Source organism: Dysgonomonadaceae bacterium zrk40 (genome assembly GCA_016916535.1).
GTDB lineage: Bacteria > Bacteroidota > Bacteroidia > Bacteroidales > Dysgonomonadaceae > Proteiniphilum.
Window position 1 is genome coordinate 26,906 of record CP070277.1, and the last position, 14,612, is coordinate 41,517.

Consider the following 14,612-nt stretch of genomic DNA (forward strand, 5'->3'; position numbering starts at 1 on the left):
AATGCTGGTCCCTAAATACCTTCGACCCGTCAGGGACAAAAAAAGCTACGAGGCAAGCTTCGGGGAGCGGATCGTTCGCATAGTGGTCAACTGGCCGATCGTCTTTCTTCTTTGCGTGCCGGCTATCGCTGTGATCGCGAGCATGTTTCTGTCCTTCGGCCTGTTGTTCCTGAAGCTTTTGAATGTTGTCGAGAATGCCATCGTTGCCCACGACTGGTTAATGCTGGCTTTGATCGCTCTCGCCTCGGCGGCGATCCTGTCGCTTTGGAAGCTGGCTTACGTCGTGCATCGATACTTTATCATTTAGGGTAAGCATCCGCCTTCGCCTGCGGGTGGATGTCTTTCCGACCAAAGGCCTGCCGCTCCGCCAGAGCATGACCGACCCGCAGATACTTGCGCGACATCGACATGAAAACCAAATACACCATGATTTAGAGTCAGTAGAGTGCAAGCGACTTAGTCATACCACTCGTTTCCAGGTCCCAGCGCGCTGACCAGGTCCCGGATGATCGCTCAAGGAGCAAATAGTTGCGTTCGGCTGTGTAGCGCTCGCTTTGACCAGGCACCGTATTGATTCGGATAGGATGCTCAGGAAGCGGTTGCTCGCCGAGCGATGCGAGAGCGCCAAGGAAGCGAGCCCAAGCCTTGGGCGGCGCACGATGTGCAATGCCTGACGCGACAAGCTGATTGAGATGAAGGCCGTGTCCTAAGTCCATAACGGCACGGGCGGCAAGGTGAATTTCTCCTGAGATCGCGGTCAGTTGATGGCCGTCACGTTGACCTATCTGGATCACGAGCTTTAGCATCCGCTGCCATTCCTCGCGATGCGCACGGCTTTGCCACTGGTCTCGCAAGTCGTCCTCGTATTTCTGCATCCGCGGAATGACGGCCATCAGAGCCTCAAGCAGTGACAGCCTCGGCCCGAGCAATGGGACGCTCGACATCAGCAACGTGTGCCCTTCCATCTTGCGCAAAGCTTCTGCCGTCATCATTGCCCAACCACCAGTCCCCATGATCTGGTCTCGCGTCCGCTCCGAACGCAGATCCGGAGCGAGAATGCGCAGTCCGGGCGCGGAAATGCCCCAACCGAGATGTCGCCCCGAGCGGTCCGCGAACCGGAACGGCAGGTCACCCTCCCTGGCCGCTTGCTGGAAGATCAGAAAGCTCTCCCGCGCGACTGAAAAAACCGTCTGGCCCACCTGAGATTCTGTCAGGGAGTGATGCAACGATCCCCACCCGTCGCAGATGTCGTGATCGTCCCACTGCATGAGCGAGGGTGCTCGAGCGGCCAGCCACGCAAGCTCAGGTGTTGAATAAATCGCGGCATATCGAGCGAAGAAACCCTCGCGGAGATGGTGTCGCAAATCGGCCAACTCCGGAGGTGACGGATCGTCCGGTTTGCGGTCGGGCCAATCATGGCTCAACCTGTGACCGAGCGTGATCTCGTCGGCATAGACCTGATCACCGCCGTGAAGCATGAGCGCGAAGGGCTTGGCCTGATAGCTTTCGCGCAGGCGCGCCCACATGGCGTTGCGCTCTGAGCCCTCACGTTCCATGTCGGCTATTTCTTCGCCATTGCACGAGACATAAGCCAGACGAATATCACCCGTGAGATCGCCGGCGACCTCATAGCTCACGCCATCCCAGGCGTAGGCGGAGGTCCGATCGGCCGGTAGTGAGAACCGCGCCCTCCAAGCGATCGCATGATCATACTCCGCCAAAGCCATTGCATGGACCTCGGCATCTCCGAGAATGATCGGTGGCGGCACATAACCCCGTGCGGCAATGAAAAGGGCCGAAAGGCTTAATCGCCCCTCCCGCACACCATCAAGGAAAAGGATAGGCCCGATGGGTGATGTGACAAGAATAGACATGCTCAAGAGCTTCTGCGGGTTGCCTCGGACATAACACGGGCAATCGGAACCTTTACCGTCTCAAGTCCGATCATTTCAGTCCCAAAAACAATTCCAATCTTCATGCTTAAGCCGATAGGCCGTTGGAGAACAGGAATATCATGTAGGCCGCATAGAGAGCCAGCATGAGCACACCCCATATCCGCCCGATGGATTTGGCCGCAAACAGCAGCGTCAGCAGCAACAACGCGGCTCCAAGCATCACCGGCGCGTCGATCTGGCGAAACCGCGCTGCAACCTCGATTGGATGTATCAGTACTGTTACGCCAAGGATTGCGAGGATGTTGAAAATGTTCGAACCTATCACATTGCCCAGAACCACATCGGAATGACGTCGGACAGCGGCGACGACGGCCGTGGCGAGTTCCGGCAGGGAGGTTCCGATGGCGACGAGTGACAGCCCGATGACCGCATCCGGCACACCGAAATCACGAGCAATGTTGACAGCTCCTTCGACCAACAAGTCAGCTCCGAATACCAGCGCAGCTATTCCACCGATTGCCAAGACCGGTGCCAGCCAAGGTCGTGTCAGGGGGATATCTTTCAATTCGTCGGTCTGATGCTGGAAGGCCTTTGCCTTGCGATCCCGCCGTTCCAACCAGTAGCTTGCGCCAAGGTAGCCAGCGAGTACAACCAGCATTGCGCCGCCTTCCAGACGGGTGATGACCGCGCCCTGGACCAGCGCAAATGCGGCAAGCGTTACGAGGGACGCAATCACCGCCTCGCGAACGGCTGTTCGCTCCCAGTTCGCTATGGGAGCGATCACGGCCGCTATGCCTACGATCAGCAGCACGTTGGCGATGTTCGAACCCACCACATTTCCGAGCGCTATTTCCGGCGCGCCATCAAGGGCAGCGTTTACCGATACAAGCAGTTCAGGCGTGGATGTCCCGAACCCGACAATGACCAGTCCAATCAAAAGTTTGGATATACCCAGTCGTTCGGCGATGGCTACCGAGCCTCGCACCAAGCCCTCACCACCGATGAAAAGAAGAAAGAGACCTGCCACAACGAGCACAAGATCAGGGAGCATTCGAGTCCTCGTCTTTCAAAACTTATTCTGGTTCTGTAAACATCTTAGACGTCAACAGGCACGTGCGAAACGGCCAGACAAACCCAAGCGATTGTCTTCACAACGTCAAAAATCGAACAAATCACTGAGGAACGATTCCTTTTTCTTTTTTTTGTAAGACCTCGATCCGTCACTGGCTCGGTCGTCATCGTGGTCGCGCCCAAATGAAGGCGCCTCGCGACTGTCGCGCCCCCGCTGGGGTTTCATCGCAGCTTGGCCCGATCGTTCGATAATCTTGTCCAGTTCGCCACGGTCCAGCCAAACTCCGCGGCATTTGGGGCAGTAATCAATCTCTATACCGCTACGTTCGGCAATGACGAGGGTTTGACCGTCCAGCGGACACTGCATGCGTTTTCTCCTGCTCTCGAGTTCAGGTTCAAGCATCCAATTGGGCATTGGAGGCGGGATTACAACCCTTGCCAGAGGGATCCGGTCTTGGCACCTCCTATTCCATAGCTTGGCACAAAATCGTGAAGTGAAACGGTCCGATCGATCAGGTGTCAGGATTTCCAGTTGGACGCTCCTCACGTAGGCAGGATATCAATGTAACGAGATATCTCTCCGACCACCACCCTGAGAGATTCAGACGCCGTGAGCAGAAAGCCGCCAGCCGCCACGACCAAGAAAGCCGCCATGGCGGCGGCTCGACCATGACCATGTGCATCACGGGGTGATCTTGACAACGAAATACAAATAAAGACCGAAGCCTGTAGCGCGATCGTTGCAACCAACCTTGGCGCCAGCGAGGACCAGTCCGTTTCGACCCCCCAAAACGTCCAGCCGAGGGTAAACAGATAAGAAAGAAGATAGGCCCACATGCCGGCGCTGGACGTATTGGCCATCCCCGTGCCGGAGATCACAAGACCAAGCCCGCCAAGCAGATCGAACCAGGTCTCACCCAGCGCGATGAGCCAGAGGCCGCCGATGCCCAACACGATCCCGAGCAAAGTCATCAAGATCTTAAGACTGACGCAGTACCAGTACGCCGGATCTTTGAGGCGGTGGTGGGTGCTCTCGTTCACTATCATCTTTTCCTCGCACTTCATCGAGACTGCGTTTGTCGCCGACCTGCGAGTGGCCGGCGAGCGGCTCCTGAGCTTCGAACTGACGAATGCGGTGATTGTTCCAAGGGATGAACGGTCTCCGCTTTGGCACGCGGCGGCCGCTCGGAGCCTCCCCGAACCCTCCACTCGCACCGCTGCATTGAGTGGCCTTCATCTCGATGACGCGCCTCTTTCATTCCGAGGCTGTTCCGTTCCACGAGGCAACACCCGCCGTCGGTTACGTCGCCATTCAAAAAAACAGCGTTGCCCTGAACTGAAGACGAGCTTTTGTCGTTCCGTCACCGCAGCAACAGGCTGTCGTCCGCCCTCTGAAACCTCTATGCGAAAGCAAAAGGCCGATCTCTCCTATTGTTACGAGGAAGTCTGTGCCCATTATTATATGACGCTGACGCGCAAACCCGCCACCGCATTACAGGAGAACGGCTCGATCGAGGATTTACACGGCCATCTGCAGAATCCGATCTAGTCGCCTAGCAGACACTGATTCGAATGAGCAAGCGATTGCTGCGCGCGATATCGAGGCTCTCGTGCCGCCGTGGAACTTCATGTCAAACATGGTCCTCTAGGCGCTTTCCTCTCACCTCACATTCAGCTTCTGACCTTCTTCCGTGACATGGTGTCCACCTATCTTTGGTGGACACCTCATGCATGACTGCCCTCAACGGCAAAAGGTACAGCAGAGATCGCGCTTGGAGATGATTAGCTCTGCTGAACCGGCAAGGCCACAAAACGGCTGCCTCGCTCCCCTTCAATCTGGAAGAGGGCGTGCTCTCTGTTAGACTTTTGAACGTCGTTCAAGATGGCCTTGGCATCATCAATGTCGCTTACCTTCCGGTTATTGATTGAGGCGATGCGTTCGCCTTCGAAGATGCCCTGCAACGCAGCATCGGATTCTGGATCGACTTTGGCGATCACCAGGCCATTGCCTTCCTGGGCAGGGGCAACCGTCAGTCCAACACTTGGCAGCGCCTGAAATGTGCTCGGCGCTATCGTGTCCTGGCTTTCGGCTGTATTGACATCAGCTTTCGCCAGATTCCCAAGCGTTAGATCGATCGATTTCGTTTCTCCGTCTCTCCATACCGAGAGCTGGACCTTGCTTGAAGGGCCGGCGGACGCGATCTTGACTGAGAGATCGCTGGCGTCCTCGATCGGCTCATCATTCAAGGCTACAATGACATCTCCTGTCTCGATACCAGCTCTGGCCGCTGGAGAGCCTTGCATGGGTTCGACAACAAGCGCGCCTCGGTCCGCCTGAAGGCCAAGCGATTCTGCAATCTCGGCGTCCACCGGCTGGATCTGCACGCCAAGCCAGCCGCGCTCGACCTTGCCGTCATCGATGAGGTCCTGCACAACGTCCTGCGCCACGTACGCTGGAATTGCGAAAGCGATTCCGACATTGCCACCAGAGGGTGAGAAGATCGCAGTGTTGATGCCCACGACTTCTCCATTCAAATTGAATGCCGGACCGCCGGAGTTACCACGATTCACTGCGGCGTCGATCTGGATGTAATCGTCATAAGGGCCGGTTCCGATATCGCGACCAAGTGCTGATACGATACCGGCGGTCACGGAACCGCCAAGTCCAAAGGGATTGCCAACCGCGACCACCCAGTCGCCCACGCGCACGTCCTCGTCTTCGGCAAAATCGACATACGTAAAATTCCGCTTGTCGTCGACCTTGAGTACCGCCAAATCCGTTCGGCTGTCTTTGCCGACAAGCTTCGCATCGAGTTCGGTCCCGTCATCAAGAAGAATACTAAACTCAGATCCGTTATCTACGACATGGTTGTTTGTGACGACATAACCGTCGTCAGAGATGAAGAAGCCCGAGCCTTGTGAGATTGGGTGAACTTCTCGCGGAGCTTCGCCTTTCCCTTGATAGGGGGTGGCAAAGCCTGGTCCACCAAATTGGTCGAAGAAACGCCGTAGAGGATGATTCTCGGGCAGTCTGTCGAGACCATTCCCAAAACCGTAGCCAGGTAGATTGTCTGAAACCTGTTTGACTTCGCCTCTGACCCGAACCGACACCACTGCTGGCGACACCGCGCTGACGACATCGGCGAAGCCAGGGTTCTCTGCCGGGGCTTCAATTTGAACCGGATCAGCAAAAGCGTTGATCGCGGAGCCAGTGATACCTCCATAGACGACCGCAGCTACAAGTCCTGCTGCCGCTGAGCCTTTGAGAATGGTTTTGAGTCGTGTCGAGTTATTGGCTTCGTTCATCAATCAAGTTCTCCTATCCGCTTATGGCCGGTGGCTCTTTTGCCACAGGATAAAAGCTGCCGCATTACGAGGAGATTGAAAGTTGATGAAAGATTGTTAAGGCGATCAGAAGGTTGCCGATGACTTGAGCCAATGCAAATTTCGTGCAGCTTGATTCAATTGATAGCCTCGCCAGGGTATACGCCCCACAAAGCAAGCTGATTGACATAACCTTCCACGGAAGGATCGCCTGCCGAAACGTTGCACCAGGCCGTGTTACATGAATTGACGTTGACCAAAACTTTGCTCTCCAGCTTCGCCCTTACGTCTCCGTCAAAGGACGGACGCTCGCGCAGAGCCGTATACCCCTTCTTCCACGGCGCAACCACTGCTGTCCGCTTTCCGGATAACAGTACCTCATGCATCCAGCCGACGTCGGCAGAATAATCTCTGACCTGTCTCCAGTTCCCGTATTCAGCCAGCACCTCCAATGGAAAGCCGGGCTCAGTGTAGACCAACTTAATCCGATATTGCAGGCCGGGCCCGACCCGCATGTTTGCTTTCTCTGACTTGAGAGAAACAAAGCGAGGAAGCGGGAACCCCGTTTCCTGGCCTTTTTCCTCAAGCGCTTGAGCGCCATTAGGCAGTACTGATGCAGCAATATAGAGGGAAGCGAAGAGCGATAGGAAATTCAACTTCATTATAGTTGTTTCTCAAAAAATGGCGGCTTTTGATCACCGACCAAAGCCACCATCTAAATAAGAACTAGTTGAGAATGTCGGAGTTTGATAATATTGTCCCACATCCCACTGGTTAGCTTTTTAACTTTCTGCTGCGGCAAGTAATTGCTCGGCGCATGCTTCAGCGACTTCGTCGTTGGGTTCTTCGCTACCGGGAAGCGTTGCCCAGCCCTTTTCTTCTATCCAATCACCTTGGCTCCAGGCGCTCTCTTGCTCAAGGGCGGCTATATATTTCTCTTGCTGCGTCTCAGCGACCTTATTGAACCGCGCAACGCAAATCGGCGTTAGAGCGGCAATGACCGCACGGTCAGCCTCATTCGCGGCTTGTTCTTCCGCAGCGCCGCTGGTCACCAGCCAACCGGCACTCATCGTGAAAATCGTTATGGCAGCGGCACCACATACCGCGCCCCAAGCTGCGGGCTTTATCCAGGATGGTATAGTCATGTTTCATGATCTCCTTCCTCGGGAAGCCTAACATGCGGTGGCTGAGAGTCAAAACTCGGTGATTCAGACCCTCGGATGGGAAGATATTTGGTAGCAATGAAGCACCGTATCACGTTGGGGTAGCCGACTTGTCTCTGCTCAACCTAGTCAATGGATACCTGTCGAGCTTCAGTCGCAGTGTGAGGCCTGCCGGTTCTAGAGACCGTTTGCCTTATTCTGGGCAACCACTCCGGATTGAGCTTCGCCTTGCATTGGGTTCAGACGGACGCAGGTGCGCTGGGCGAGTGCCGCTGCTGCTTAGCCAATACGGTGTCGAAGAACAATTGCCGACAATAATAATAGGGAGGTCGCATTGGAGGGATCGATTTTGCAATTGAAGTGAACCGCCAACTATTGATGCCCTTCATGGTCCCAAGCGCCGTTCTGTTTGTGGTAGGTTGCTTATCGCTGCCCAATGATGTTACCGAGGGCGCGATGGCAAATGCTCCGTTTGAGATAGCGGATTTCCTCGCTGAGACCATCCACTGAGACTCTCTCGGGTGGCGCCGGAAGATCGCCGAACGAGATCGAAATGAAGCACAGGATTTTTCCTCCTGCAGCAACTATCCAAATGGTTCGATTTTGACGACCAAGCTCGACGGTGACGGATTCCAAAAGACTGTGCCGGAAGACCGATACCGTCGCGCCAAGGGAGATAACAACGTATGAAATTTCTCGCATTTCGGCTCTTTCTGGTGGTCGTGGCCGCAGGACTGTCAGCCTGCGCATCGACTAGGGATGTGCCTCGACCCGAAAAGCCGAAGCCAGTGGTGTACGATGCCCGCTATGACGCCGTCACCGATGAACCGTTCATTGTGCCGGCTGTCAATATGAGACAATTCGACCCTGAATTCCGGCGCAGGATCGTTGATGATCCGACCGGCGAGCAGCCGGGAACGCTGGTCGTCGATCCGGAAAAACGGTTCCTCTATCTCGTTATGGATGACGGCAAGGCCATGCGCTACGGAGTGGGCGTTGGTCGTGCAGGCATGGATTGGTCCGGTACGGCCACCGTTGCTTACAAACGCGAATGGCCGACATGGACACCCACGCAGGACATGATCAGACGAGATCCCGAAACCTATCAGAAATGGGCAGATGGAATGGATGGAGGGCCGATGAATCCGCTCGGTGCCCGGGCGCTCTATCTGTTCGAGGATGGCAAGGATACGCTGTACCGAATCCACGGCACCAACGAACCATGGTCAATCGGCAAGGCCATGTCTTCGGGCTGCATTCGAATGATGAACCAAGACGTCATGGATCTTTATCGCCGTGTGCCTGACGGATCAAAGGTCGTCGTGCTGCCTACCGGAGAGGAAAAATCCGTCGCGCGGAACACTACAACCCAGACCCGCTGGAGAGGGCTCGATAGCGGAGCCTAAGGGCAAGGAAGCGGAACCCTCTTGGCGCCGCAGTCAAGCGCACACAATCAGGAGATGACGTCGGCGGTATGCGTATTTCGAAGGAACGGGAGAGTCTTTTCGTTAATTCCGGAACAGTCTAGCCTGGTCGATTATCGCTTGTCGGGCAGGACTCGTCGGCGATTGAGTTCGCCTTCTTCAGCGCCGGTCAAATTGGATGATGTTTTCTGCCGCCGCATGCTGTCTCCTTGGAGCGTAAGCGCCGTGCGTTTTGGACCCGATCGAGGCGTTGTTCTGGGATCATGTCGTGCCACTGGAAGCCGGGCAGAAGCCGGAACTTTCGAGAATTTGTGTTGAGGCTTCGGCGAAATCCTCAAGTCGATGGGATGCTGCAGCTTCATCAAGGTTTCTGGATATGCGTATCATCGGTTATCCGCTGCTCTAGTTTGGTATCGAAGCTGAAACCGCCGTGATTGTCTTCGATAAACCCTGCAACCGCTTGGCGTATCAGCGCATGTGGTGTGCTGTTCAGACGATTGGCCAGTGCGTTTAGTTTGCCGCGCGTATCGACATCCAACCGAACAGAAACGGGAGAGTTGGTGTCAGGCATTTCGGCTCCTTCCTTAATCGTTATTTTTCGCTGCGTTGCCAGCGATGCGTCTATTTAGAGAATGGCCTCCCGAAGTTGTCAGGCTACCCATCGAGCCAGCTGTTCCACCAGCGGCAACATTGGCCCGCATGGCTGCATGCGTGTCGAGATCGCTGACAGCATCCGGTTCGATCAATCGGAACACCTTGCCAGGGAATTCGGCGATCAAGGCAAAAGAACGTTCCAGCATGACGACATATGCGAAGAGCATGAACACCATGATGGCCAAAATGCCGATGAACCAGGTGATTTGGGTGTAGCTGTCACCAGACAGAGCCTGCGCTGCAGTGATGGCATAATAGAAGCCCCCGTTGAGAAGCGTTCCACCAATCCGGAAGATGATCATGCCCACGAGAAGCCCGAAGAGCATGAGCACTGGTGTTGCCGTCAGCGCCAGCAACATGACGTATCCGCGTCTGGCCTGCCGACCGCCCAAACCTTCGCCTTCCATCGACAAGTGAGCGATCGCCCACAGTGGTGCGGCAAAAATCATCTCGACAACCAACAGGAAGAAGGCCGTCACGCCGATGACCCAAATCACGGTGGGGATCATCGGTAGCACAAACGCCATGAAGTAGCCGGCGACTGAGATCCCGCTCAAGACCCAGCCGAGAAAGCCGGCGAACGCGATCACGGACTGTCCAAGAAAAGGCACCGCTGCCAGCACCGCGAGCGAAATCATGATGACGCCGCTATAGAACGCCAGCTGATTACCGACGGCGATCAGGCCCACCATAGGGTCGCCGTCATTGGCAGCCGGGTTTAGAAAGTCGAAGGCTTCGTACAGATTGCCGGCAGACACCATATAGGATGTCATATCGGCCGTTGAATCTGCAAACGCTGCACGCTCGTTGGTAAAGGCCCGTACATCGCTTCGGGCGACGCTCTCGTTCCACCATTCGACGACACCATTGTAGGTGCCGGCGAAACTCTCAAGAAATTTTGTGGCGTCTCCCTGGGCTGAACCGAACAGATACCAATTGGCGTCGTCATACTGCGAGGCAATAGACTCTCCGACCCGACCTTTCGGATTAGCCGTCGCTCCGATCGCGCCGCCGGGTGTTGTCTGCGGAATTCCTCCCGCGACGGCCGATGCGTCGGCGGTAAAGCGGCTGATCAGCTGATAGTAGTAGCCGGCTTGCAGCCATCCGCCATCCTTCAGACTGGCAGAGAGGTCGATGTTCTGCTCCTTGTCGCCTATGCCGTTGATGTTGATCGTTTCTGTTTCGGATGCCGCGGATTGCACGTCCTTTTGCAACTTAACGGTTGCGATATAGTCCTTGAGGATGTTGGCATGAAGTTCGCGCCATTCCGCAAGGTCATCTGCAAGGCCCCTATAATCGGGTAAAGGCTGCCTTTGCGAAACCGCCAGGGCGACTGAATCCGCCGTCGGCGCATAGTTGTTGGTGACCTGAGTAACCGCGTCACGCATGGCCTTTGCATAATCGGCATATGTTTTGTTCGATGACGCAGCAATCCTCTGGAAACCTTTGGTTTCGGAGGGAAGCGTGATCGTGCCGCACGCACCCCGATAGTTGGGCATGTCATAGGAGAGCGCCAAGCTGCCGCTGGCCGTTGTACGCCAGTTTTTGGTAATGCCGGCAATGTCGCCACCACCCTTTGCAGCTTCAGCGTTGTAGACAGCCCGGCACATCTCCATGCGCCAAACAGCCTGAATGAACTGACCGTCCTTTTGGGACATATCCGTGCCAACGATCGGCATGTGGTCGTTGAAGACGAGATCCACACTTTTCTGCCAGAAATACGATGCCGTGCCCGTACCAAACTGCACCAGATAGGCCGCTGCGTGCTGCACGCCATTGTACCCCGTCGCAGGTATGGGAATGAGCAGCGCTGCTGCGACCAGTGTGCGGATCGGCGCCCACAGGGATGAATGACGTCGGCCGAGGACTTCGCCGTGGTGCGCCGATTCCATCGTCCCGATAATAATGTTGTAGGTCAGCAGGATCGCGCCGAGGGCGAAGAACAGAATATTGAAGTCCGAGATCAGCACCGAGATCAGGGTTTTGTCGTTCGGGCCGGGAAAAAGCGGACCAAAAATCATGTTCAGATAGGTGTTCGTCCGTTCGTCGCCGCCGCCGGACAGAATGTCCACGACATCGATTTCCTGTGCGAACGCGCCGGAGCTGGTAAAGATGAAGGCCAGGGGCAGACCTTTGAAAAATCGCCGCAAGGTTCAATCCTTCCTGATTATCTGCATGTCGTAAGGAAGACGGTGCTGGAGGTAGTCCGCAAAGGGGCCGAAACGGCCCTGTCGGATTTGCCAGTAGGCAAAGTCAGCTTTCATGGCCTTGGCCGCTAACAAAAGTGCCAAAACGATGAGTGCTATGAGTGTGAAAATGCTGAAAATGCCGAAGGCAAACATGGCCGGGATCACAGCGAGACAAAGAAACGCGATGATCGTGTAAACCGTTCGCTCCCGTAGCCAGGCGCGGGCATCGTCGTCGATTTCCTTTTGGCTCATTCCAGATGTCTGGGCCTTGAAGCGGGAGATGCCGCCGTCTTCGTCCGTCTTGAAGAACCTGTCACGCGAATAGCGCTTCGGTCGCATCGTGCTGGAGATAATATCCCATGCCGCCATGCCGACCGAAAACCCGGACGTGACGATGAAGGCAAGCTGGTGCATGCCGCCGCGTCGGGCAAGCCAGCCAGTCTTGTGCGGATCATCCTGTCGGTTCCGCCGTCTTTTCATCAGTCGTTCACCGGGATTACGGTTGTCCTGCTGTCGCGATCGTCAAGCTGAAGAGCGAGCAGTGCAGACAGAGCGGCCGCCTGTCGCCGTTCGAGACCGAAACGCTCCCATGAGACGTAGAGCTGCAGGGCATTGGTCAGAAGGTTTTCGCGCTCAACGGCCTCTGGTGACATCTTGGCAACCGCCTGATGCCATTCCGGATTCGGGAAGCGACTTTCAACGAAGATATCCAAAGCCTGAAGCTTCGAAACCTTGTCTCCGATTTCATAGGGGTAGTTGGTCGGTGCAGCCTTTTTGGCCCAATCGGCGAGCTCGCTGCTGCCGGTCGGCGCGCTCAGGTCGCCAAGGTAGGAGAGAATGGCGTGGGAGGCCGACCGGCGTGTCGCGTCGACCTGGCGCGCCGCCATTTGGGCCTTTCCTGCCGGCGTTTTCGCTTCACCTTCCGTGATTGGCTTTGCCGGGATCGGGTCGACCATGTTGTTGACCATGCGCGCATATGCCTGGGCTACCTTGCCTTCGGATGTATCCAACGTCTGCGCGTCGGTGAGGAAGCGAATGTCAGATGTGGGATCTTTGAAACCGCCAACATCTTCCAGCTCGTCCCGGTCCTTGATAATCGCATTGGCGATCGCAAGCCCACCCTGGGACACTGCCTGTCCCTCAGCACCGTTTCCACGCGAGCGATTGCGCGACAGGTTCGAGACGTCAGTCCCGCCGACGCCATAGGAAGCGGTTCCGCCGCCGAATTGCATCAGACCGGAAAGGTCGAAGCACGCTGATGCGGCCGGATCGTAGCGGCCGCCTTCCGCCTTGCCGCGGGCCTCCTGACGCGCCCGCAACGTGTCATTCAACTGTGCTGCGTCCTCGATGCGCTTTTGCGCCTCCACGGAGCGATCGGAATAGGCGCTCAGCTGTGCGACGCCTTTCAGGATCGTATCCGCAATCTGCTGCCCGACATCTGTCGTGTGGTCGTTGACGTCCTGGATGGTCTTGTTGCTGTATTGAGCAACAATGTTGCGCACGCCACCGCAAGAGCATGCCGCCTCAGCCGACTGCGCCAGACCGACACTCGCAACCGAAACCAACAGGCCGTAAATCAAATGTTTCATCACTGTCCTCCGGTGCCATAGAGCTTCTGATAGGTGTCGCGCAGCAGCGAATTCGCGCCAGCATCTCTCACGCCCGCGTCGCCGCCATAGTCGCCGCCCTGTGACAGGCCCATGTTGACGGACCCGAAGTCGAGCACGTCACTGGAACCGCCGGTAAAGCTGTCTACCGAGATGCCATCGAAGGACGGCAGCTGAAGCGCCGATGTCAGGGGCTCCGTGGCCTTGTCCCAGGCTTCTTGTGCAAAGGAGCAGATTTGTTGTTCTGCGTTGGACAATGCAGAATCGAACAGGCCCTGCACGTCAGGAACCTGAATGGCGATATCCAGGTCCAGATTCATGAGGTTGTCCAGGCAACCAAGGCCATCAACGGGCTTCGGCTGTTGAAGCGCCGCTTCCTTTCGCGCCACCTCAGTGTCGATCCCTGCGCGGATTGCGTCGGTCAAACTGATTTTAACGGTGTCAGTACATGCGCCGCTTTGACCGCCGAGCATGGAATCGAATAGCTGTTCGATCTGGTCGGTTCCCTCTGCGGCATGGGTCAATCCCGCGTGCAGCATCAGGGCAGGTGCAAAAAACAATACAAGCTTCTTCATAGCGTTTTCTTTTCTCCCTGATATGGCGGCACTTCCTGAATGAGAACGGGCCGCTTAGATCCAAAGCCGGGAAAGTCGCTGGTGGCGCCATACATTCCCCCGACGGAATAGGTGTTCGTATATCCGAAGCCGTCGTATGAGTTGCCGTTGATGGATGCCATGCGCTTCAGGATGAGATCTTGCAGCTCCGCGTAGGATGACAGGCCATTGGCCGCGAGATAGCTCTCGGGTAGCGCGTTGGGATCGAAACCGCTTGCGACCCAATCATTCAGGGCGCCGGAGCCAAGAAAATGCGCCGCGTCCAGAAGGCTTTCCTGTGTGATCTGCACGCCATTGACTGTCTGACCCACAAGCCCTCGTGTTTGGGAACTCATTGAATTCCAGTTGCTGATGGTCAGCTCGTTCACGGCGCGCTCTTGCAGTGCCTTGCCGGCTTCGGAATACCGCAGATCGTCGAGTGAAGAGACGCCGGCGGCGCGTGCCTTGTCTGTGAAGGTGTAGTTTGACCAGTCACCACCAGATCCCTGGGTATATCCGAGCGTGGCCCATGTACCAGCCGTGATCTGGTACTTGCCGAGCGCGGTGCCCTTCTTGTTGATGACCGAGTAGCTGTCGCCTCCCTCATGTCCCTTGAGAGCATCCAGATATCCCGCATGTGCCGCTACCGACGCCAGGCCGAGCGAAAAAGCGGATAAGCACAAGATAACCTG

15 protein-coding genes are annotated in these 14,612 nt (G+C 56.2%); 2 read left to right on the forward strand and 13 right to left on the reverse strand.

Going from position 1 to position 14,612, the window contains the following annotated elements; translation table 11 throughout:
- Position 1: 1 nt before the first annotated feature.
- Positions 2-307 carry a hypothetical protein gene (locus tag JS578_12875; GenBank protein QRX65121.1) on the forward strand — a complete coding sequence of 102 codons (306 nt, stop codon included), beginning with the start codon at positions 2-4 and terminating at the stop codon, positions 305-307.
- A gap of 130 nt (positions 308-437) precedes the next feature.
- Here JS578_12875 and JS578_12880 read toward each other — a convergent pair whose 3' ends face one another.
- From JS578_12880 to JS578_12910, 7 genes are all read right to left on the reverse strand, one after another.
- The gene (locus tag JS578_12880; protein ID QRX65122.1) at positions 438-1,874 is read right to left on the reverse strand and encodes an alkaline phosphatase family protein; all 1,437 of its coding nucleotides are present in this window, start codon (positions 1,872-1,874) and stop codon (positions 438-440) included.
- Between the two features lie 106 nt (positions 1,875-1,980).
- A complete protein-coding gene (locus tag JS578_12885) occupies positions 1,981-2,946 on the reverse strand; it encodes a calcium/sodium antiporter (GenBank protein QRX65123.1) in 966 nt (321 codons plus the stop codon).
- A gap of 105 nt (positions 2,947-3,051) precedes the next feature.
- The gene (locus JS578_12890) at positions 3,052-3,333 is read right to left on the reverse strand and encodes a zf-TFIIB domain-containing protein (protein QRX65168.1); all 282 of its coding nucleotides are present in this window, start codon (positions 3,331-3,333) and stop codon (positions 3,052-3,054) included.
- Between the two features lie 176 nt (positions 3,334-3,509).
- Positions 3,510-4,031 (reverse strand): hypothetical protein, encoded by a 522-nt coding sequence (locus tag JS578_12895; GenBank protein QRX65124.1) that lies wholly within the window; start codon positions 4,029-4,031, stop codon positions 3,510-3,512.
- A 717-nt stretch (positions 4,032-4,748) separates the two neighbouring features.
- Positions 4,749-6,272, reverse strand: coding sequence for a Do family serine endopeptidase (locus tag JS578_12900; protein QRX65125.1), 1,524 nt, complete (start codon positions 6,270-6,272; stop codon positions 4,749-4,751).
- A gap of 155 nt (positions 6,273-6,427) precedes the next feature.
- Positions 6,428-6,952 carry a hypothetical protein gene (locus JS578_12905; protein ID QRX65126.1) on the reverse strand — a complete coding sequence of 175 codons (525 nt, stop codon included), beginning with the start codon at positions 6,950-6,952 and terminating at the stop codon, positions 6,428-6,430.
- A 120-nt stretch (positions 6,953-7,072) separates the two neighbouring features.
- Entirely contained in the window at positions 7,073-7,360 is a 288-nt protein-coding gene (locus JS578_12910) for a hypothetical protein (protein QRX65127.1), read from the reverse strand.
- Positions 7,361-8,139: 779 nt separating this feature from the next.
- On the opposite strand from JS578_12910, the gene JS578_12915 reads away from it, so the two are divergent.
- Positions 8,140-8,859, forward strand: coding sequence for a L,D-transpeptidase (locus JS578_12915; protein ID QRX65128.1), 720 nt, complete (start codon positions 8,140-8,142; stop codon positions 8,857-8,859).
- A gap of 379 nt (positions 8,860-9,238) precedes the next feature.
- Here the strand turns inward: JS578_12915 and JS578_12920 are convergent, their stop codons facing one another.
- From JS578_12920 to JS578_12945, 6 genes are read right to left on the reverse strand one after another with little or no spacing between them, the layout of a single operon-like run.
- Complete coding sequence (locus JS578_12920; GenBank protein QRX65129.1) at positions 9,239-9,448, reverse strand: ribbon-helix-helix protein, CopG family; 210 nt, start codon at positions 9,446-9,448, stop codon at positions 9,239-9,241.
- Positions 9,449-9,461: 13 nt separating this feature from the next.
- The gene (locus JS578_12925) at positions 9,462-11,681 is read right to left on the reverse strand and encodes a DotA/TraY family protein (protein QRX65130.1); all 2,220 of its coding nucleotides are present in this window, start codon (positions 11,679-11,681) and stop codon (positions 9,462-9,464) included.
- A gap of 3 nt (positions 11,682-11,684) precedes the next feature.
- Positions 11,685-12,200, reverse strand: a complete 516-nt coding sequence (locus JS578_12930) for a hypothetical protein (protein QRX65131.1) — start codon at positions 12,198-12,200, stop codon at positions 11,685-11,687.
- Positions 12,200-13,309, reverse strand: coding sequence for a hypothetical protein (locus tag JS578_12935; GenBank protein QRX65132.1), 1,110 nt, complete (start codon positions 13,307-13,309; stop codon positions 12,200-12,202). Before JS578_12935 ends, JS578_12930 begins: the two co-directional genes overlap by 1 nt.
- Positions 13,309-13,902: a hypothetical protein gene (locus JS578_12940; GenBank protein QRX65133.1), complete on the reverse strand. Its 594-nt coding sequence runs from the start codon at positions 13,900-13,902 to the stop codon at positions 13,309-13,311. Before JS578_12940 ends, JS578_12935 begins: the two co-directional genes overlap by 1 nt.
- Positions 13,899-14,603, reverse strand: coding sequence for a hypothetical protein (locus JS578_12945; GenBank protein QRX65134.1), 705 nt, complete (start codon positions 14,601-14,603; stop codon positions 13,899-13,901). The genes JS578_12940 and JS578_12945 overlap by 4 nt, the downstream gene beginning before the upstream one ends.
- Positions 14,604-14,612 lie beyond the last annotated feature (9 nt).